We start from the raw sequence: 20429 nt of genomic DNA, 5'->3' as shown, positions 1-20429 counted from the left end.
AAAAATCCTCTTGAAAATCTACAAATTTATTTTACGATAACTCCATAGTGTGACGGATGTGTAATCGGTTCCGTTCAACACGAGTTTCATTGTTCGTGCTGCGCACGCAACGAAACTCTAACTGTTATGCGCAAGTTTTATTAATTATTGACGCGTATTATATTTTTCTCAAATATATACAAATTATCTTAATAAAAATAAAAGTTCTGTTTTAGCCCCGATAGCAGTGAAAATCCTTTTTTGAGTCTTTTCGAAAAAAAGATTGCAACGAATAGCGGGAGGGATGCTCATTGAAAACACAAAAAGTTCTGCTTCTAAAGAGAAAAGATTGTGAAATAAATTCAATTACGATTGGTGGTAGAATGAAAAAGATTCTGAAACAAGTTCAGAATAAAAAAAATCCCCAACTACTTTCGTAATTGGGGACTCTGTTATTGATGCGGTCTACTTTCTGCTACTGCATTCTGAGTATTATTCGTTAACAATAACCCATTCTCCAGTTGCTAATAAGGCTTCCGCTTTTTTGTATTTCATAGATTCCGTTTTTCCGGTAGCTATTTGTTGTACAGTTACGGTATCGTTGCGATTGATTTTTGGCATCTCTCTTACGATAGTTTCCGTTACCTGACGTTGTTGTGTTTCGCCAGCTTCACGATTGATATTTTCGCTATTTGGAATTTCGTCTCTCGTTAGTTGTAATTTTTCTTTTGGACGAACTACTTCTCTTGCTTCTTCAATTTCAGGAACTGCTTGTTGAGGTAAATCACCCTTGAACAAGAATGAAATTACTTCTTTGTTGATTCCGTTCAACATGCTGTTGAATAAATTGAAAGCTTCAAATTTATAGATAAGCAATGGATCCTTTTGTTCGTGAACGGCTAATTGAACTGATTGTTTCAATTCGTCCATTTTACGCAAGTGTTTTTTCCAGGCTTCATCAACAATAGAAAGCGTGATGTTTTTCTCGAAATCAGCTACTAATTGTCTCCCTTCTGTTTCGTACGCTTTTTTCAAATCAGTTACTACACTTAATGATTTTACACCATCAGTAAAAGGAACTACAATGCGCTCAAACTGATTGTTTGGATCTTCGAAAATGTTTTTCACGATAGGGAAAGCTTCTCTGGCACTACGCTCACATTTTTCAGTGTAATAGTGTAAAGCTTCTTTGTATACTTTTCCAGTCAATTCGATTTCTGTTAATCTGGTAAATTCAGCTTCAGTTACAGGAGAAGTGATAGAGAAATAACGAATCAAATCAAATTCGAAAGTCTTGTAATCATTAGTTGCTTTGGTATTTTGAACAAAAAGTTCGCAAGTATCATACAACATATTAGCGATATCCAGTTTCAAACGCTCCCCGAACAAAGCGTGACGACGACGTTTGTAAACTACTTCACGTTGTGCATTCATTACGTCATCATACTCTAATAAACGTTTACGAACACCAAAGTTGTTTTCTTCTACTTTTTTCTGAGCACGTTCGATAGATTTAGTCATCATCGAATGTTGGATTACTTCGCCTTCTTCCAATCCCATTCTGTCCATTACTTTAGCCACTCTTTCAGAACCAAATAAACGCATTAGGTTATCTTCAAGAGAAACATAAAATTGTGAACTTCCCGGATCTCCCTGACGACCAGCACGACCACGTAACTGACGGTCAACACGACGAGAATCATGACGCTCCGTACCTACAATTGCTAATCCACCCGCCGCTTTTACTTCGGCAGTTAATTTAATATCGGTACCACGACCAGCCATGTTGGTAGCAATTGTTACCACACCTGCTTTTCCTGCTTCTTCCACAATTTGAGCTTCTTGCTTGTGCATTTTTGCATTCAAAACGTTGTGAGTTACCCCACGCATTTTCAACATTCGACTTAATAATTCAGAAATCTCAACAGAAGTTGTACCAATAAGAACCGGACGACCTGCATTAGATAATTGAGTTACATCTTCAATAACGGCATTGAATTTTTCACGAGTCGTTTTGTAGATGAAATCTTCTTTATCATGTCTTGAAATTCCTCTGTTTGTTGGGATTTCAACAACATCTAATTTGTAGATTTCCCAAAGTTCTCCAGCTTCAGTAACTGCAGTACCGGTCATTCCACCTAGTTTGTTGTACATTCTAAAGTAGTTTTGCAAAGTTACCGTTGCAAAAGTTTGAGTAGCTGCCTCGATTTTTACGTTTTCTTTGGCTTCAATCGCCTGGTGTAATCCGTCAGAATAACGACGACCATCCATGATACGACCTGTTTGCTCATCGACAATCAAAATTTTGTTGTCCATGATTACATATTCTACATCTTTTTCAAAAAGGCTGTAGGCTTTTAAAAGCTGTGTCAAAGTATGAATACGTTCGCTTTTGATACTGAAATCCTGAAATAATCTTTCTTTTTCTTCAGCTTCAGCGTCTTTGTCTAATTTTTTCTTTTCGATGTTGGCAATTTCAGTTCCAATATCCGGTAAAACGAAAAAGTCAGCATCAGTATCTCCTGAAAGGAATTTGATTCCGTTATCAGTCAATTCTACCTGATTGTTTTTTTCTTCGATAACAAAATACAATGCTTCGTCAACCTTTGGCATTTCGCGGTTGTTGTCTTGCATGTATTGGTTTTCAGTTTTTTGAAGCAATTGTTTGATTCCTTCTTCACTTAAAAACTTAATCAAAGCTTTGTTTTTTGGTAAACTTCTGTAAGCTCTTAAAAGCATGAAACCACCCTCTTTAGTGTTTCCTTCTTTGATTAATCTTTTAGCTTCAGTTAAGAAACCTGTTGCTAATTGACGTTGTAAACCAACAAGAGTTTCGATTTTTGGTTTTAACTCGTTAAATTCATGACGGTCTCCTTGCGGAACCGGACCAGAAATAATCAATGGAGTTCTGGCATCATCAATTAATACCGAATCCACCTCATCGACAATAGCAAAATTATGTTTTCTTTGAACCAAGTCTGATGGCGAGTGTGCCATGTTATCTCTCAGGTAATCAAAACCAAATTCGTTATTGGTACCATAAGTAATATCAGCATCATAGGCTTTTTTTCTACCTTCTGAATTCGGTTGGTGATTGTCGATACAATCAACAGTCATTCCGTGGAATTCGAATAAAGGTGCTTTCCAAGTACTATCACGTTTAGCCAAATAGTCATTCACAGTTACTAAATGTACTCCGTTTCCAGTTAACGCATTTAAATACAATGGCAAGGTTGCAACTAAAGTTTTACCTTCTCCTGTTTGCATTTCGGCAACTTTACCTTGGTGCAAAACCATACCACCAATTAATTGCACATCATAGTGAATCATATCCCAGGTAATTTCTTTACCAGCAGCGTTCCATTTGTTTAACCAAATAGCTTTGTCGCCTTCAATAGATACATAAGTTTTTGTAGCCGAAAATTCACGGTCTTTTGCGGTTGCAGTAACCGTAATTTCTGAATTTTCTTTGAAACGTTTTGCAGTTTCTTTTACTACAGCAAAAGCTTCAGGAAGAATATCCATTAAGGTTTTTTCTGAAATAGCATAGGCTTCTTTTTCAAGATTGTCAATCTCTACATAGATGTCTTCTCTTTTGTCGATATCTTCAATGCCTTCTACTTCAGCTTTTAAAGCTTCTATTTTAGTATCGGCAGCAGCGCGAGCCTCTTTGATGACTTCTTTAAAATAAGCTGTTCTGTCTCTAAGTTCATCGTGAGATAAAGCACTTAATTGACTTTCGAAAGTTTTTATTTTATTGATATAAGGTTGTAAAGCTTTAACATCTTTCTCCGATTTGTCTCCGACAAAAGCTTTAATAATGCTGTTTATAAAACTCATAATGGGTTTGTATTTCTAAATTAATTGTCTCTCTATGTTGAACCAAAAAAAAAGCCTCTTTTGAGACTTTTTCTTAGTTTTTTTTAATATTCATCCTCATTCCAAAGATAATCTTCGTCAGTAGGGTAATCCGGCCAAATTTCTTCCATTGACTCGTATATTTCGCCTTCATCTTCAATAGATTGTAGATTTTCTACTACTTCTAATGGAGCTCCTGCACGTATAGCGTAATCAATAAGTTCGTCTTTGTTAGCAGGCCATGGGGCATCACTAAGATAGGATGCTAATTCTAATGTCCAATACATCTTTTGTCGATTTAGTTTTGTGCAAAAATAAATTTTTTACTGAAAAAGACAAGTAAAAAACCATTTATTTTTAATTAAATTTAAGAACGTGTTTTTTTAAATTCCAAAAAAGAAATTCCAAATTCCAAAAAAAGTCTTTGAAGGCTTGGGATTTGGGATTTTAAAATTGGAATTTTAAGAAAGTTTTACTTTCGAGGAATCCATTTTACTTCCTCGGCGTTTAAATCATGGGACAACTTTCGTGCCAACACAAAAAGATAGTCAGAAAGTCGGTTTAAATAGCTAATAACTATTTCAGAGACTGCTTCGTTATGACTTAAATGCACGGTTAGGCGTTCGGCACGGCGACAAATACAGCGTGCAATATGACAATGTGACACAGTAGGGTGACCTCCTGGCAAAACAAAATGAGTCATTTGAGGCAACTCCATTTCCATAGCGTCAATTTCTTTTTCTAATAATTCGATATCAGCTGCTATAATTCCTAATTTTTGTAAACGAGGAGCGCCATTTTTTAAAATTTCTTTTTCAGCAGGTGTTGCCAGAATCGCACCAACGGTAAAAAGACGGTCTTGAATTTCTATTAAGATTTCTTTGTAATGCGAATTGATGTCCTGATCCCGAATCAACCCGATATAAGAATTCAATTCATCGACAGTTCCATAACTTTCTATTCGGATATCATCTTTAGGAACGCGGGTTCCTCCAAAAAGCGAGGTTGTTCCTTTGTCTCCTGTTTTAGTATATATTTTCATTTTTTTTGTTTTTCCTCCCCCCAGCCCCCTCCGAAGGAGGGGGAGACTGTGTGGAGTTTCTTTGTCTTATTTTTGATTGTAGATTAACGATTTCTGATTTTGCGTTAGGGAATAAAAAAATATCCTAATTTTAGAACTTTTACTTCTGAAATCAAATAATCAAAAATCTTTTTTTGTCTTTAGCTGTTAGTTGTTGTGTTTTTTACTTTATCAACCAATAATAAATTCCATAAATCACAATCACTATTAGAATTATTTGGTTAATTAATAAATCATATCTTTTTTTAGGGATTTTGTGTTCAGGATATTTTATATCCCATTTTCCTTTTTCCGCAAATTTAAATAACATTTTTGGCGTAACTGCGATACGTTCAACTTGGCTATTCGGTGGTTTAAAAAAAAATCCACCAATACTTCCGAATCCTTCTTCTTTAGTATGAAAGTACCATAAATATGTCGACATATCAACGTTAAAATGTTCCGAATATTTTTCAATTAGTTCGTCAAAGTCATCTCCAGAGCAACCAAGATCATTTTCAATGTCGCTGTTTTTAGTTACTTTTTTAGTACCAGTTAAATCTTTTACGAACTCTAAAATTTCGGTTATGTTTTTCATACTGGAAGGTGTTAAAAATATTTGCCAACTGCTTTCTAAATTCTGCTTTCTAAATTCTGCTAACTGATTACTGCCTTCTGAACACTGATTACTTCGTATTGTCACTTTCAATCAATCCGTCTCTCAAACGAATAATTCGGTGGGCATAGGATGCAATTTCTTCTTCGTGTGTTACTAAAATTACCGTATTTCCATTTTCATGAATTTCGTTAAAAAGTTTCATGATTTCTACCGATGTTTTACTGTCTAAATTTCCTGTGGGTTCATCAGCAAGAATAATCGAAGGTTTGTTGACTAAAGCTCTGGCTACAGCTACACGCTGGCGTTGTCCTCCCGAAAGTTGGTTGGGTTGGTGATCCATTCGGTCAGCAAGATCCACTTGTTTTAAGACTTCAGTCGCTCTTTTATTGCGTTCTAATTTTGGGTGTCCCGCATAAATCATTGGTAATGCCACATTGTCCAGTGCTGTAGTTCGGGGTAATAAATTGAACGTTTGAAAAACAAAACCAATTTCTTTATTGCGAATTTCGGCTAGTTCGTCGTCCTTCATTTTACTGACATCTTTTCCGTTTAAAATATAACTTCCCGATGTTGGAGTATCTAAGCAACCTAAAAGATTCATTAATGTCGATTTCCCGGAACCTGAAGGTCCCATAAGCGCTACGTATTCTCCTTTTTTTATTTCTAAATCAATACCTTTTAGTACATAAACGATTTCGTTTCCCAGTACAAAATCTCGTTTAATATTAGATATTTTAATTAATGGTTGGGTCATTGAATTTTAAGATTTAAGATTTTAAAAGTACAAAAGACTTTTGATAAAGTAGCTATTTTTTGAATTTGTTAGATTTATACTCTAAAATTAGAATAGCTTAAATATGATTTAAACTCATAGATAATTAAAATTTGGTCTTTTTTCTGTTTTTAATAAATAAAAAGCCGCTTTTAAGTTTTATATAATTTTGATAATAAATTATATAATTCACGTTTTATCTTTTTAATTTTACAATATTCCCATGTCATCGTTATTATTTTTGGTTTTTTTATTAAAAAATCACTAATTTGCTTTATATTAGCTAACAGAGTATTTAATTTTAATTAAAATAAAAAAATTATGAAAAGTACAAATTTGTTATTAGGAGTAGCGGTAATCGCATTAGGATTTACATCATGTAAGGATGAAAAAGAAGAGCAAGCAGAAAAAACAGTTGATATGTATGTTGTTTATGCGGATTCATTAGGAAATGTAGCGCCAGCTGATGCTGGGGAAAATTGGCAGGGAATTGAAGCTACTTATCAAGTAAAAAGTGAAGCCGCCGAAGCCGCATTAGCAGATTTAAAAGATAAAGAAAAAGCGCAGTTACGTATTGATGCCAGTAGAGCGAAGTATGAAGAATTAAAAGCTAAAGTGGATGCTGAAATGGCAGTAAAACAAGCAGCTGCTACTGCACCTGTAAATTCAAAACAGCAATTGAGAGATGCTTTGTTTGGGCAAGGAAAAATTGGCGATGATATGGATTTCAGTTGGGTAAATAAAGACAATATCCTTAGTGTTTATCGACAATTTATACATACATCGGAAAATAATAAAGATAAATATTCTCGTGAGGATTGGGATGAGATCAAATTAATGTACGAAGCTTTAGATAGCAGAAAAAACACTGTTGAGAAAGAAGGGCTTTCTTCTTCAGACAATAGAGAAATTGCAGGATTGAAATTTAAATTTGCTCCAATGTTAAAGGTTAATAGAATGGGAGCAAAAGCAGGAGAAATGAAAAGAGCAAAAGAATAATTGATTAAATATTTTATAGGTATTTATCAGTTTAAGAAAATGACAGTCAGAAATGGCTGTCATTTTTTTTTTAGATGCGAATTATAAAATGCTCTTTGGGTTGTTCTCTTCTAAAGAAAACCAATCCCCATTGAAAGGTGTCAATTGTGACGCTTACTTTTGGATGTTTTTTAATATCCTCCCAAGCTTCTTCCATTTCTGGAGACCAATGAATATCGTCAAAAATCCAGATGCTGTCGTTAGTAATGGTTGGTAATAAAAGTTCGAAATAATCTAAAGTGGCTTGTTTGGAATGATTGCCGTCGAAGTAGATTAAGTCGTGAGGTATGAGTTGTGAGGTATGAGTTGTGAGATATTCTGAAAATTCAGTTACTACAGGATTTACATTGTTGATATTATACAATTGCAATTGATTTTTTGCAATTGCCATTGTGTTTGGGCAACCTTCTAAAGTGGTTATTTTTGCTTTTGTCCCGAGGCTTCGGGATCCTAAGGCGAGGGCAGAAGTGGCTAATCCTAATGAAGTGCCTAATTCTAAAATGGTTGATGGTTGAAAATAATTGGAAATACGGAAAAGTAATTGAGCTCGTCTTGGCGAAATTCCTGCTGTTTTGGCTATTTGGGCAATAATTCGGGTATTCGATTTAAAAACTTTTGAGCCTGCTCCAAAATCAGTCACTTCAATGCTGTTTTTATTTTCTAAAAGTGCATTTCGATATTCTTTTAAAAGGGAATATTCTGGTATTGATTTTTTGTCATAAAAACATTTGGTAATCAGAGTGAATACAAAAGGGGAGTGCACCGCATGTTCGTTCTTAGAATGCCAAAGGAATTTTAGATAAGCTTTAATTTGGAAAAACATAAATTAATAAAGGATTTTTCTTTTTTGTTTCTAAAAATAAATTGCCACAGACCTGTCTGTAGCAAAAATAAAAGAATTTAAATCGTGTAAACTTTTAGTCAGCTAGTTAAATATTTTATTTACACTTTTTAATACACACTTTTCTAAAATCAATTGGGAAACCTTCGTATTGCAATAAAACTCTACCTTCAGTAACTGAAGACTCGATGCCTTTATTTACTGTTTTTCCATTTAGTTTTTGAGTGATTACTCCATTTTTTGAAGTGACAACTATTTTGTTCCATTCTCCAATAGGTTTTTCAGCATCAAGAAAACGTTTGGCAACGACACTTTTTCCTGGTTCTGTTTTCTTTCCATTGATGTTTAAAGTTACTTCCTGAAGAAAAACAAAATCACCGGTGGCTCCTTCTTTTATTTGAAACTGAATTCCTTTTGGCCACAAAACATCAGGAGTTTCGGATGGGACAAGGTACATAACACCGCTATTTTTAGAATTATTTTTTTTAGCAAATTGAGTATCGGTGTTCCAACGGTATTCCACTGTCAATTGGAAATTACGAAACGATTGTTCCGACATTAGGTAACCCGCCTTTGGACCATACATTCGAATCATATTATTTTCTACCGAAAAAAGATCAGCTGCATTAGTCTGCTTGCCTTTTTCTTCTCCAAAAGCATACCATCCTTTTAAGTCTTTTTGGTTAAAAAGAGCAATGCATTTTTGGGCGTTATTATTTTGCGAAAATAAAAATAGAATGATAATTAATGAATGATAGATATGATTCATGATGAGTTGAAATTTTGAATTTTTATGTTTGGGTAAAAGTTAAATTAGATAAAATCTTCTCGCAGCGGAGTGAAGCTATCCACCAGCTTTACATATTCGCTTAAGGTTTGGATACAATGATTTAGGTTAGATGCTATTTTGAAAACATCTCCCTCGTTCAAAAGGTATTCTCTGTCTTCTACAAACAATTTTAAAGAACCAGAGGCTATGTAAGTAATCTGTTCGTGAACGTGTTTGTGAGGATGATCTGGAGTTTCCATTGGGCCATTAAGGAATTCCATTATGGTAACCATCAAATGGTCAAGGTGCACTACTTTTCGCATCAATGACGGATTGGAGTTGATAGATTCAAAACCTTCTGTGCTTTTTATTACTTCCATGAGAGTTTGTTTATAGGAGGCTCAAAGTACTAAAATATTTTTCTATTACACAATTCATCTTGTCTTTATGTATAAGAGGCTTGAATTTTATTAATTCATGAGTTTGAAAACAGGGACTATTTGATATGAATATTTTGGGTGTCTTCCTGAATTAACCAAGGTCTTTTATCTTCGGATTTTGTAGTTATTTTACAATTTGTAAAAGTAACAGCATCGGCATGTCTCACAAAAAAGCCAAACGCATTCGTGTTCCCAAAATAACTGCCTTCTGGATATTTACCATCGTATTCCATAACAGTTTGATTGGTTGTTTGAATTCCTCCCTTTAATTCGAAATTTAGATTTTCGAAAGTTACATTCTGGATGTTGTGTCCTTTTATTCCTGTAATAATGGAAGGATATTGTTGGGTGAAATTAGTCCCCGTTATATTTTTAAAATAAATATTTGAAATGGTTCCAATGCGGGTTTTTCTATTAGGAACAGTTCTTTTTCTATCGGCTAATAGGATGAAAATGGCTTGTCCACAATTTGAAATTTGGCAATCGCGAAAATTTAAATTATCAATTACCGCTCCATCCATGGATTCTATACAGAAAGCTGAATTTTGATATGCATTTTTTAGCGTAAGTTCAGAAACATCAAAATTCATAAAACTTCCTAAACCATCGGTACCTAATTTAAAGCAATTTCCAGCTTTTACGTTTAGTTTGTCTAAGGTACATCGTCTTACAATGATGTCTTTACAGCCATATTCGCTACCGCTTTTAAAACAAATACCATCGTCTTCTGATTCAATATAGCTGTCTTCAATAAGTACTTTATGACAATCAACAATGTCAATACCGTCACGATTGGGTGTAAGCTGTCCTGTGTTTACTTTTATTTTTTGAATAGTAATATTTTCAGATTCAATATAAACCTGAGTCCAACAAGCAGGTTTAATAAGAGTTATATTGGATACCGTAATGGTATTACAACCTACAAAGGCTAGGATAGAAGGACGGTCTTTTTCGGTGCCTATTTCTTTTACATGCATCCAGGGCTCAAAATCACCTTGTCCGTTAATAGTTCCACCTCCAGTGATGGTTACGTTTTTTACTTTGTTACCATAAATTAGTCTTCTCTGACAATCTTCGAGCATTCTATTAGGATATTTTGTGTCAATAAGATGATGTGGATAATCTTTTTCATCATCTGATTTTATACCTAAAATAGTTGCTGAAGCATCGATTTTTAAAATTAAATTGTTTACCAATAGCAGTTGTCCAGTTAAGAAAATACCTTTTTCTAAAAGTACGGTGCCTCCTGACTTTTTGCAAGCATCGATTGCTTTTTGAATGGCAGCTTGATCATTTGTGATTCCGTCACCTTTTGCACCAAAAGCACGTACATTATAGTTGTGTTGATTTATTTGAGCATTGGAAAATAGAATGAATAGGGTGAAGAAAAGTGTTATAAAGTTTTTTTTCATGTGCAGTAGAAATAGTGGTAAGTGCAGTATTTAATGAATAAATTCTATTAGTGAGTTAATCAAGGGATTAGGCAGAGAATAATTTATAAAAATAACCCATTGGAAGTAATGCTAAAAAGCAAATACCAATAATGGGTTATTTATTAAAATTGAAAGATTTAGAAAATTATTTGTCTCTGTTAGGCATAGGTGTCAAATCGGTTAAATCGGCAATTTTTATGGGATTTCCTGATTCGATACTATTTCGGGCAGCGATACCAATTAAAACAGACATAGCGCCGTCTCTACTTCCGGCAGATCTTTCAAATGGGTCAGCGGTACCAGCTGTTCTGAATATTTTATCATGAAGTCTTTGATCGCCTCCTCCGTGTCCGCCTTTTTCAGTCGGAATAGTTACTTTTTCAAAATCTTTCCAAAGTTTATGTACTATAATTGTTTCGTGGTCTGCTTCTTCCAAGGCAGATTGTTCCATTTCTTTTGCATGCATTTCGGCCTGATCCACTTTTGTTTTTTTATCGTAAGGAATATCCAATGAAGCTTCAATACGTCCTTCAGTACCGTTAAAAGCTAATCTCCAGCCTTCAAAAGGAGAATAGGTGGTGAGTGAGTAGTTTACAGTGGCATTGTTAGCATATTTTATTTGTGCTGACATTTTATCATAAATATCAATTTCATTTCTGAATAGGCAGTTGTCCCTGATATAACCATCATGTTTTTCATTGGCTACATAAAGATCCATTAAGTGTTGGTCTTTAGTTATGTCAAAATAGTAATTGCAAGTTGTTTTATGATCACAACTTCTACAGTTTTTACCTCTAAAAGGATTTTTTCCACCATAGTGTTCTAAATCCCCCAAGGCAAAAACTTCTACTGGATCTGAATTGAGCCACCAATTCAAAAGGTCAAAATGATGTGTAGCTTTGTGTACCCAAAGTGAACCTCCACTTTCTTTTTGACCATGCCATCTTCTAAAATAGGAAGCACCGTGATAGGTGTTTAAATACCAATGGAAATCAACAGATGTGATTTTTCCAATAGTATTATTGGCTAATAATTCTTTTATTTTAGTACTATAAGGACTCCATCTATAATTAAAACCTACAATCAAATTTTTACCTGATTTTCTTTCGGCATTTAGAATTTCCTGACATTTATTTTCGTCTGTAGTAAGTGGTTTTTCGGTAAGTACATCATAACCAGATTCCAATCCTTTAATGATGAAATGATGGTGTGTAGAATCTTTTGTGGTAACAATAATTAAATCAGGTTTGGTCTTTTTTAGCATATCGTCAAAATTCGCAAATGTAGGACAGTTGACACCAATGAATTTTTTCGCATATTCTAATCTTCCTGGATTAATATCGCAAAGTCCTACAAATTCAAGAATGTCTGAATATTCCTGAACTAATCTTTTTCCCCAGAAACTAATGCCTCTGACTCCAGTTCCAACAAGAACAATTCGAAGTTTTTTAGTGTTATCAAAATCAAAAGAACTAAGAGGGAATGCTGTATAAGCTGCAAGCATACTTATAGACGTTAAAAATTTTCTTCTAGTGACATCCATAAATTTTTGGTTTTAATTTTGGTTAATTAATAAATTTAATAAATGATTGGTTTTTTAGGTTTTTAAATGTAATTAATTTATTGATAAGTTGTTATGCCTTATTATATTTTGGCTAAGGAAACAAACGTTTTAATAGAAGTCTTTATATATAAAAAGGCTGTCCGAAAATCACTTTTCGGACAGCCTTATTTTAATTTACTAAATGTGTTTAATTTACTATTGATTTGGAAAACCATAATCGTTAGATACCTTACCGCCCGAAGCTTGAATAGTTGCAGCAGGAATAGCTACTAAATAAAGCGGAGCATAATTTGCTGTAAAATCAGCCGGAAGGTAACCTCCAAATACCCCATTAGTATTTACTTCCCAAGGTTTAGATGTATCATTAACAAGATCAATTCCATAAGCTACTTTTGCATAACCTGCTGTTGTAGCAGCTGTAATTTCTGGAGTTGTTAAAGGTTTGAATAATCCTTTTATAGCTAACATCGATTTCTTTAAGGTAACAGTGGCAGGAGCAATCCAGTCAGTAGCAGTACCTCTCCATCCAGGGAATAACAATGGATACAACGGATCAGATTCGGAAACATAATTATTACCTGTTAGTATGTCATTTAAGCCCAAAGTTTGTGCTTGTGCGAGGGTATAGGTTTTTGTATAGATATAGCTGGAAATAACATTACCATTTGGAAAAGTGTAAGAACCGTTAGCACGAAGCGCATCAGCCATTGCTGTCATTTGCGTTTGTAGTTCATTTACTTTCTTTCCTAATAATCCCCAACGAACTAAATCCATTTTACGTTGACCTTCTCCTCCTAACTCAAATGCACGTTCGTCTTGAATAGCAGTTAAAAGTGATGCTCCTGATTTACTATTAACATAAGTTGTAGTTTTGATAGTATATTCAGTATCGCTTGGATTAAAAGCACGTCGACGAATTTTTAATAATTCAGTTCTGGCATTAGTATCATCTCCAAGGACTGAGTAAGTTTCGGCTAATAATAATATCATGTCTCCCATACGCATTACTGGTGCATTAATACCAGCTACTCTTTGTTGGGTAGCATATTTTTTATCTGTCATACGGGAATAATCCCATTTGTTTAAAGATAAGCCTCCAGATGTAGTACTTCCTTTTTTGAATAGAAGCATTTTTTCATCAGCAACTCCACCTAATCCTGTTGTGGTAACAGTAACATCACGTCTTAAATCTTTGTTGTCAAACATACCAAAATAGTAGGTGGGAAAAAAGCGTATTTGTCCATAAGCTTTTGGAGGATAGGCTGTACTACCTCCACCAGAAGGACGACCAAAAGCATAAGGACGTTCTGTGGAACTTCCGGCTGTTTGACTTACTTCAAAAATCATTTCAGGACTTATATTATAGTCCATTCCGCTTTGGAAAACAGCTTGAAAAGGATTACTGAATTTTTGTACAGGTGTTCTTGAATCAGTAGTTACCAATTTTGCATTTCCTTCATATACTAACTTTTTTAAATAAGTGTTCGCTAATGTATAATATTTTAAATAATCGGTTCTACGAACCATTTTTCCTTTGGTGCTATGGGATTGAATAACATCTCCGTCACCTGTATAGCTAGGTGGTCTAAGCGCATAACCTCCTCTTATTAGGGCTAAACGTCCTATTAATCCTTGGACGTATTCTTTAGTCATACGGGTTGCTGTTGTAGCGTTCCCCACCGAATTTAATCGAGACATCATTGGTTCCACTCTAATTAGATTATTTAATTCAGATTCCTGAATAATATTTCGATCTGTCAAACCTTCATTTTTATAGTCTGATTCTGATAATATTGGTTTTGTAAAGTAAATTACATCTCCCCAGTTTCTGGTTAATTCAAAATACATCGTAGCACGAATGGCAACTGCTTCACCATACAAATGTGTTAAAGTGGAGACTTTTGTTTTGTCTGCAGCAATATAAGCAGCATTTTTTTCGAAAGCCGCAATAATCACATTGCAACGATTAATTGTTTTATAGATTCCATTCCAGGCATCTGGCGGATTATCTGCTAAAGTTGGGGTTTTATAGTATAAATTTTCTCCATTATAACGTCCGGAGTTAGATACAAATTCAGGTCCTAATTCAATGTCAGACCCTACACCAGTTACTTCATAAAACAATCTGTTGGAATGTATTCCAGATTCAGAACTAACTAATTGATAGGCTCCTAATAATGCTTTATCTGCTTCTGATGCTGACTGAAAAACAAATTCAGAGTCAAAATTGGAATCCGATTGGGTTTCAAGATATTCCTGACATGAGGTAAACATCATGGCAGATAAAAGTCCTAAGTATATTATTTTTCTTTTCATTTTTATATTTTTTTTAATTAATTGCCAACTTAGAATTTAACACTTATCCCAAGAGTGAAAGTGCGTGCTTTAGGGTATGCTCCAAAGTCCATTCCGGGAGTTGGGTAAGTACTGTTTCTACCGTTACCAGCGTCAACCTCAGGATCGTATCCAGAGTATTTTGTCCAGATCCAGGCATTTACAACAGTTGCATATACTCTTAAATTTTGAATAGCTACTTTCTTTGATATATCTGTTGGTAAAGTATATCCTAAAGTTACGTTGTTTAACCTTAAAAACGAACCATCTTCAATTCCGCCTGAGTGTATTACTGCACGTTCGTGAAACGGCATATAGGTTTTTGCATTAGCATTTAATGCGCTTAAAGCAGCAGGATCATAAATTCTTACTAAATCTCCACTTGAATTTACATCAAATAAAGTATAAGCATTTTGTGTAGATGTATTGAAATTACGGAATGGCGCTTTGTTTCCAAAAGAATTTCCTAATTTATTGGCATTGTATATATCATTACCGTAAGAACCATTAAATCCTAACAATAAATCAAATGATTTATAAGAGGCGTTAACATTGAATCCACCAGTAAATTTAGCATTAGTGTTACCTATGATTGTTGCATCGTCTGTTTCGTTAATATTTGCAGCATCAGTTGTCGTGTTTAGTTTTTTAAGTTTCATCATACCAGGGTAAGCTGCGTTCGCTGGAAGACCAGGGAAAGTTCCTAAAACACTACTTGTGTTAGTTATTCCGGATTTTAGTGTATATGCTTTTGTGGTAGCGTTGTAATCAAAATCATCAGTTGTGTAGAATCCATCGTATTTGTATCCACGAATTAACCCAACAGGATCTCCTACTTTGAAAGCATAATCTCCATTAAGAGGTGAGATTGTTGTTGATGCCCATCCACTGTTATAATAATTGTAATTTATTCCTTCAGAAAGTGATTCTACTTTATTTCTGTTAAAAGAAATATTCATATTAGCAGATAATTTAAAATCTCCATCTTTAAGGATATCTCCTCCCAAAGAAATCTCAAGACCAATATTACGAGTTTGACCAATATTATCCATTTGATTTTGATAACCTGTGTAAGGAGGTAGGTTTTTTGGTAACAAAAGATCTTTGGTTGTATTCCAATAGGCATCAACGGTTCCGTATAATCTATTGTCAAATAATCCATAGTCGATACCAAAATTTCTTGTTATAGTTGTTTCCCATTTTAAATTAGGGTTTATTAACATAGAAGTGGAAGGGATATAAATACCGTTATTGATTTCATTATATGCGTATCCAGTGCTTCCTGTCCAATTCTCTGTCCATAGACCAGGAGAAATTTGGTCATTACCCACCTGACCGTAGCTTAAGCGAAATTTTAAATTGCTGATTACTTTTGAATTTTGTAAAAATGATTCATCTGAGGCTCTCCAGGCAAAAGCAGCAGCTGGAAAATACCCCCATCTGTTTGCAGGAGCAAAGTTGCTGGAACCATCGGCACGTAATGTTGCTGTAAATATATATTTGTCTTTAAAAGTATAGTTTACACGCCCGAAAAATGAGGCTAAATGTCCAGGGACATCATAAGTATTCTCAATTTTTACAGCGGTTTGATCTCCTTGCTGACTCATTAAAGCAAATGCTCTGTTGTAATCAAATGAAATAGGATAATTAATACCGGAAAGACTAGTGTTTTCGCCTTCTTTACTGTTTATCTCTTGTCCTATTAACACATTTAAATTATGATTGTCTCCTAATTTTAAGAATTTATAATTAGCAGTATTTACTAAACGATATCCTTTTTCATAATTTTTACTAATTGTAGCATCTCCTCCTCTTACACCAACAGTGTTTTTTGCAAATGCACCGGTAAATTGATAGCGTGAACTGTAATTTCTAGTTGTACCATAATCAGTACGTAAAGTCAGTGCTTCATTAACTTTCCAGTTGATTGCAAGGTTGGCTCTGTATTTTTGACGCTCTGTTTTGTCATAGATATCCTTGATCACTAAGATCGGGTCATACTGTGGTTTAACATAAGCTTCAAAAAGTCCAAGATCAGTGGTAGGATCTCCTAAAGGAGTAACTGGAGTATAACGAGAAGCATTAGTTAGTCTCGAGCCTACTGCACTAGTTTGTGATTCGCTTCCAAAAACTTCCTGATCACTGTAATACATATCTGCTTCAAAATCAAGATTCTTAGTGATTTCACTTTTTATTTTTGCCAATACATTAGTTCTTTTGTAATAGGACTCTATTTTTAAACCATTATCGTCTAATTTATCAAAAGAAACACTGTATTTGGTTTTTTCATTACCACCGCTTATGGTAATATTATGATTTTGTGCAGTTGTACTTCTAACCACTTCTCTTTCCAGATCTCTGTAAGCAGCAGTTTTGTATGCATTTATACCTGCCGGATTTAAGCTGCTATTTGCAGTTCCAAGCCCATACTCACTTGCCCATGCGGTAGCATTACCAAAAAGAGTTCCATAGTCCCAATTTAGTTTTACAAAATCATAGCCATCTAATGCTCCCAGATATTTTGCAGGAGATTTAATTTGAGTACTACCAGTGTAGGTGACAGTTGTTTTTCCAGCAACTGGTGTTTTTGTAGTAACAAGAATAACTCCATTGGCACCACGGGCTCCATAAATGGCAGTTGAAGAAGCATCTTTTAATACATCAATGCTAGCAATTTGAGATGCTGGAATGTCATTAATATTGCTTACCGGAAAACCATCTACAATAAACAAAGGATCGTTACTTTGTGTGATAGAACCACCACCACGTACTCTGATTGAAACTTTGGAGTCAGGACGACCGTCTAATGCTGTTACAGTAACACCAGGCATTTTTCCTTGCATTGCTGAAGCAACATTGGCTACCGGATATGCAGCAAGATCTTTTCCTTTTACAGAAACAACAGATCCGGTAAGGTCTTTTCTTTTAGCGGTACCGTATCCTACAACAACAATTTCTTCTAATTGATTGCTTTCTTCTTTTAAACTAATATTGATTGTGGTTTTTCCATTTACTGATGATTCAGTTGTTTTGTAACCAATATAACTAAATTGTAATATTTCTTTAGAATCAAGATTTATACTGTAATTACCATCTAAATCTGTAGAAGCTCCTTTTTTAGTGCTTTTAATAAGAACAGTAACTCCTGGTAAAGGCATTCCAGTTTTGGCATCTTTGACAACTCCTTTAATGTTTGTTTGTTGTCCAAGCATTGGTAAATAAAAGAGTATTCCAAGTAGAATGAAATAATACTTCTTGTTTATTGTATCCATATTTTTTTTTGCTTTTGGTTTTTAATTTGAATTTTTAATAATTGTTTTAGTTTCTGTGATGTTTAGCTTTTTTGCATAGAGAGAATTGGTTTATGTTAGTAGATAGGTTTGATTCAATGTAATCGATTGCATAGCGTGGGCTAAAGTAATAAAAACAAATAATAATTAGCGGAAAAATAATTTATTGTGTAAAAAAAAGCGAATAAAAATATGTTATGTGTTTTTTATCGTTATTTTTTGAGGAATAAAGGGGTGTTTTTATTGATTACTAATATTCTGTTAAAAATTTAGGATTTCTTATTAGTGAATTGATTCAATTTTGTTAGAGTAAAAGAAATTAAAAGATGTGTTGTTGAGTAAATAAGTAGATTTGTGAGAAACAAATACTAATTTAGTAGAGATAAATTAGTGGTAAAAAAAAATCATCTGGTATTTTGAAATAATACCAGATGATTTTTTGTATAAAGCTGAAATGATAATTTCTTATGTGCTACATAAACTAGTTTGCGTTGTTTCCTCAACTTCTGCTTTTTTTCTCCAATAATTGGCTAATAAAGAACCTGAAACATTCATCCATGGACTGAAAACTGCAGAAGCCAAACCTACAGTAGCTAATTTACCCATTGCACCCGCTAATCCGGAAGCCATTCCTCCGTTCTGTAAACCTACTTCGAAGGCAATGGTGCGACTACTGTTTTTGTCTAAACCGCAAATACGACTCAGGTAATAGCCAAAGAAATAACCAGCACCATTGTGAAGAATTGCCACTAAGAAAAGCAAGAATCCTATTTGTAATAAATTATCTCTACCGGCTGCTGTGGTTACTAAAGTGAAATAAATAATTCCAAACATCGAAAAATACGGCATTAGGCTATCAATTTTTGGATAAGCTTTATAGACTAAATGATAACCTTTTCCAACTAAAAATGCTCCGGCTATAAAGCAACTAATTTCGATTAAATGGCCAATAGTACTATCGGTTTCATAGCTTAATGAACTACTAAAAAAGAATAGCACCGCTAACCAAATAGCCGATAAGATACTTAAGATATCAATTCTTTTTCGGGCTGTTTCTCCGTAGTTTTTAAGAATGTCATGAATCATAGCGGCTGCTAATGGGACTAGAACAATCTTGATAATTTCCATCATCATGTTGAAAAACTGTACTTCAACCATAGTTCCGGCAAAGATTTTCATTAAAAACGGCGTCATAATAGGAGCTGCCAAGGTAGAAATAGCAGTTACTGTAACGGATAAAACTAGGTTTCCTTTGGCAATATAAGTCATTACATTCGAAGCTAAACCACTGCTGCAAGAACCAATTAATATAATTCCTGCGGCAATTTCGGGTTCAAAATTAAAGGTTTTAGCTAAAATAAAACCCGTAATAGGCATAATCGTAAAATGACCTAAAAGCCCAATTATAACTCCTTTTCCTGATTTCCGAATGCCTGTGAAATCTTCAATACTCATTTGAGTTCCCATTCCGAACATCACCAACTGAATGATGATTAGGATGAGCCATTTGTTGCGTAAATCTATCGAACCAATATGCAAAAAGGTTTGTGGGTAAATCAATCCTGCGCATACGGCAGTGATAATCCAAAAAGTATATTGGTAACCACTCAAAAGTTTGCTGTGTCCAATGCCAATGGCTAAACTTGAAAAAGCTGCAATTAAACTAATTTTCCAAATACTGTCTATTTGTAAAAACCAACCACTAGCAGAAAGGATAAATAAGATAGGACTAGCCCAAAGAAAAAATTTACGCATATAGAATGGTATTAAAAGTAAATTTCGGCTAATTTTTTCATCGCAATTCCCGGACTGGCTAAAATAGGAACTACTTTTTCAGCCTCGCTTAGACCATCAACCACACGTGCCATTGAAGCCTGTGCCAAAACAATAACACCTACTTCCTGCATCAATTCTTTTAAGGCTTTGGCAACCATTTCGTCATGTTTTGCCGCATCGCCACTCATCAGGGCTTCAAAAGCGCCATCGCATAATTTAGAAACAATAGTTACATTTTTTCCAGCTGCCACAGCTCTTCTGCGTACCAAATCACTCGTTGGTTCCAGCGTGGTAGGCAAGGTCGCAATAACACCTATTTTATCACTTATTTGCACAGCTTCGTCAGCCATTGCTTGATCTACTCTAATTACAGGAACGTTACACAAGGTTGCTGCAGTTTCTATGGCTACGCCAATGGAAGAACAGGTTACTAAAATCACATCGGCTCCCGCTTCTTCGGCTGCTTTTACGTGATTGACCACTCTGGCTGCCGTATTAGGCATTAGTTTTCCTTTTTTTATAACATCTTTAATCAAGCTGTCGTCAACAATGTTGAAGGTTTCTACGCCACTTAAATGCTCTGAACTCAATTGTTGAAATAAGGGTACTAATGTTGCTGAGGTGTGGACGAATCCTAATGTTTTTGCTTTCATGTA

15 protein-coding genes are annotated in these 20429 nt (G+C 34.5%); 1 reads left to right on the top strand and 14 read right to left on the bottom strand.

Features of this window, described 5'->3' with window-relative positions:
• Positions 1-471: 471 nt before the first annotated feature.
• The 5 genes from secA to GTZ96_RS10025 form a co-directional block, all read right to left on the bottom strand.
• On the bottom strand, positions 472-3819 hold the full coding sequence (secA, locus tag GTZ96_RS10045) for a preprotein translocase subunit SecA (RefSeq protein WP_161643683.1): 3348 nt from the start codon (positions 3817-3819) through the stop codon (positions 472-474).
• 83 nt (positions 3820-3902) lie between these two features.
• Positions 3903-4124 carry a DUF2795 domain-containing protein gene (locus GTZ96_RS10040; protein WP_007138072.1) on the bottom strand — a complete coding sequence of 74 codons (222 nt, stop codon included), beginning with the start codon at positions 4122-4124 and terminating at the stop codon, positions 3903-3905.
• Between the two features lie 185 nt (positions 4125-4309).
• Entirely contained in the window at positions 4310-4879 is a 570-nt protein-coding gene (locus GTZ96_RS10035) for a cob(I)yrinic acid a,c-diamide adenosyltransferase (protein ID WP_161643681.1), read from the bottom strand.
• Between the two features lie 202 nt (positions 4880-5081).
• Positions 5082-5495 (bottom strand): DUF1493 family protein, encoded by a 414-nt coding sequence (locus tag GTZ96_RS10030; protein WP_161643692.1) that lies wholly within the window; start codon positions 5493-5495, stop codon positions 5082-5084.
• Positions 5496-5583: 88 nt separating this feature from the next.
• Positions 5584-6270 (bottom strand): ABC transporter ATP-binding protein, encoded by a 687-nt coding sequence (locus tag GTZ96_RS10025; RefSeq protein ID WP_161643679.1) that lies wholly within the window; start codon positions 6268-6270, stop codon positions 5584-5586.
• Positions 6271-6609: 339 nt separating this feature from the next.
• Here GTZ96_RS10025 and GTZ96_RS10020 point away from each other — a divergent pair, with 339 nt between their 5' ends.
• Complete coding sequence (locus GTZ96_RS10020) at positions 6610-7287, top strand: hypothetical protein (protein WP_161643677.1); 678 nt, start codon at positions 6610-6612, stop codon at positions 7285-7287.
• Positions 7288-7357: 70 nt separating this feature from the next.
• Here the strand turns inward: GTZ96_RS10020 and GTZ96_RS10015 are convergent, their stop codons facing one another.
• From GTZ96_RS10015 to GTZ96_RS09975, 9 genes are all read right to left on the bottom strand, one after another.
• The gene (locus GTZ96_RS10015) at positions 7358-8149 is read right to left on the bottom strand and encodes an O-methyltransferase (RefSeq protein ID WP_161643675.1); all 792 of its coding nucleotides are present in this window, start codon (positions 8147-8149) and stop codon (positions 7358-7360) included.
• 115 nt (positions 8150-8264) lie between these two features.
• The gene (locus GTZ96_RS10010; RefSeq protein WP_161643673.1) at positions 8265-8936 is read right to left on the bottom strand and encodes a 3-keto-disaccharide hydrolase; all 672 of its coding nucleotides are present in this window, start codon (positions 8934-8936) and stop codon (positions 8265-8267) included.
• 44 nt (positions 8937-8980) lie between these two features.
• Complete coding sequence (locus GTZ96_RS10005) at positions 8981-9316, bottom strand: cupin domain-containing protein (RefSeq protein WP_161643671.1); 336 nt, start codon at positions 9314-9316, stop codon at positions 8981-8983.
• A 116-nt stretch (positions 9317-9432) separates the two neighbouring features.
• The gene (locus GTZ96_RS10000) at positions 9433-10788 is read right to left on the bottom strand and encodes a glycoside hydrolase family 28 protein (protein ID WP_161643669.1); all 1356 of its coding nucleotides are present in this window, start codon (positions 10786-10788) and stop codon (positions 9433-9435) included.
• A 166-nt stretch (positions 10789-10954) separates the two neighbouring features.
• On the bottom strand, positions 10955-12352 hold the full coding sequence (locus GTZ96_RS09995) for a Gfo/Idh/MocA family protein (protein WP_161643667.1): 1398 nt from the start codon (positions 12350-12352) through the stop codon (positions 10955-10957).
• Between the two features lie 216 nt (positions 12353-12568).
• Complete coding sequence (locus GTZ96_RS09990) at positions 12569-14689, bottom strand: RagB/SusD family nutrient uptake outer membrane protein (protein ID WP_161643665.1); 2121 nt, start codon at positions 14687-14689, stop codon at positions 12569-12571.
• 29 nt (positions 14690-14718) lie between these two features.
• Positions 14719-17979: a SusC/RagA family TonB-linked outer membrane protein gene (locus GTZ96_RS09985; RefSeq protein ID WP_161643662.1), complete on the bottom strand. Its 3261-nt coding sequence runs from the start codon at positions 17977-17979 to the stop codon at positions 14719-14721.
• 483 nt (positions 17980-18462) lie between these two features.
• Complete coding sequence (locus GTZ96_RS09980) at positions 18463-19752, bottom strand: bile acid:sodium symporter family protein (RefSeq protein ID WP_161643660.1); 1290 nt, start codon at positions 19750-19752, stop codon at positions 18463-18465.
• 11 nt (positions 19753-19763) lie between these two features.
• A complete protein-coding gene (locus GTZ96_RS09975; RefSeq protein ID WP_161643658.1) occupies positions 19764-20426 on the bottom strand; it encodes an aspartate/glutamate racemase family protein in 663 nt (220 codons plus the stop codon).
• Between the last annotated feature and the right edge of the window lie 3 nt (positions 20427-20429).

This window comes from Flavobacterium undicola (genome assembly GCF_009909155.2).
GTDB classification, from domain to species: Bacteria; Bacteroidota; Bacteroidia; order Flavobacteriales; family Flavobacteriaceae; genus Flavobacterium; species Flavobacterium undicola.
The sequence above is the reverse complement of the archived record's forward strand: the minus strand, read 5'-3'. Positions and strand labels throughout refer to the sequence as shown.

Bases quoted from the DNA above. Each gene is read 5' to 3' on its own strand.
- GTZ96_RS10025 (WP_161643679.1), bottom strand. From the start codon at position 6,270: ATGACCCAACCATTAATTAAAATATCTAATATTAAACGAGATTTTGTA.
- GTZ96_RS10015 (WP_161643675.1), bottom strand. From the start codon at position 8,149: ATGTTTTTCCAAATTAAAGCTTATCTAAAATTCCTTTGGCATTCTAAG.
- GTZ96_RS10010 (WP_161643673.1), bottom strand. From the start codon at position 8,936: ATGAATCATATCTATCATTCATTAATTATCATTCTATTTTTATTTTCG.
- secA (WP_161643683.1), bottom strand. From the start codon at position 3,819: ATGAGTTTTATAAACAGCATTATTAAAGCTTTTGTCGGAGACAAATCG.
- GTZ96_RS10040 (WP_007138072.1), bottom strand. From the start codon at position 4,124: ATGTATTGGACATTAGAATTAGCATCCTATCTTAGTGATGCCCCATGG.
- GTZ96_RS10035 (WP_161643681.1), bottom strand. From the start codon at position 4,879: ATGAAAATATATACTAAAACAGGAGACAAAGGAACAACCTCGCTTTTT.
- GTZ96_RS10020 (WP_161643677.1), top strand. From the start codon at position 6,610: ATGAAAAGTACAAATTTGTTATTAGGAGTAGCGGTAATCGCATTAGGA.
- GTZ96_RS09980 (WP_161643660.1), bottom strand. From the start codon at position 19,752: ATGCGTAAATTTTTTCTTTGGGCTAGTCCTATCTTATTTATCCTTTCT.
- GTZ96_RS10005 (WP_161643671.1), bottom strand. From the start codon at position 9,316: ATGGAAGTAATAAAAAGCACAGAAGGTTTTGAATCTATCAACTCCAAT.
- GTZ96_RS09985 (WP_161643662.1), bottom strand. From the start codon at position 17,979: ATGGATACAATAAACAAGAAGTATTATTTCATTCTACTTGGAATACTC.
- GTZ96_RS10000 (WP_161643669.1), bottom strand. From the start codon at position 10,788: ATGAAAAAAAACTTTATAACACTTTTCTTCACCCTATTCATTCTATTT.
- GTZ96_RS09990 (WP_161643665.1), bottom strand. From the start codon at position 14,689: ATGAAAAGAAAAATAATATACTTAGGACTTTTATCTGCCATGATGTTT.
- GTZ96_RS09995 (WP_161643667.1), bottom strand. From the start codon at position 12,352: ATGGATGTCACTAGAAGAAAATTTTTAACGTCTATAAGTATGCTTGCA.
- GTZ96_RS09975 (WP_161643658.1), bottom strand. From the start codon at position 20,426: ATGAAAGCAAAAACATTAGGATTCGTCCACACCTCAGCAACATTAGTA.
- GTZ96_RS10030 (WP_161643692.1), bottom strand. From the start codon at position 5,495: ATGAAAAACATAACCGAAATTTTAGAGTTCGTAAAAGATTTAACTGGT.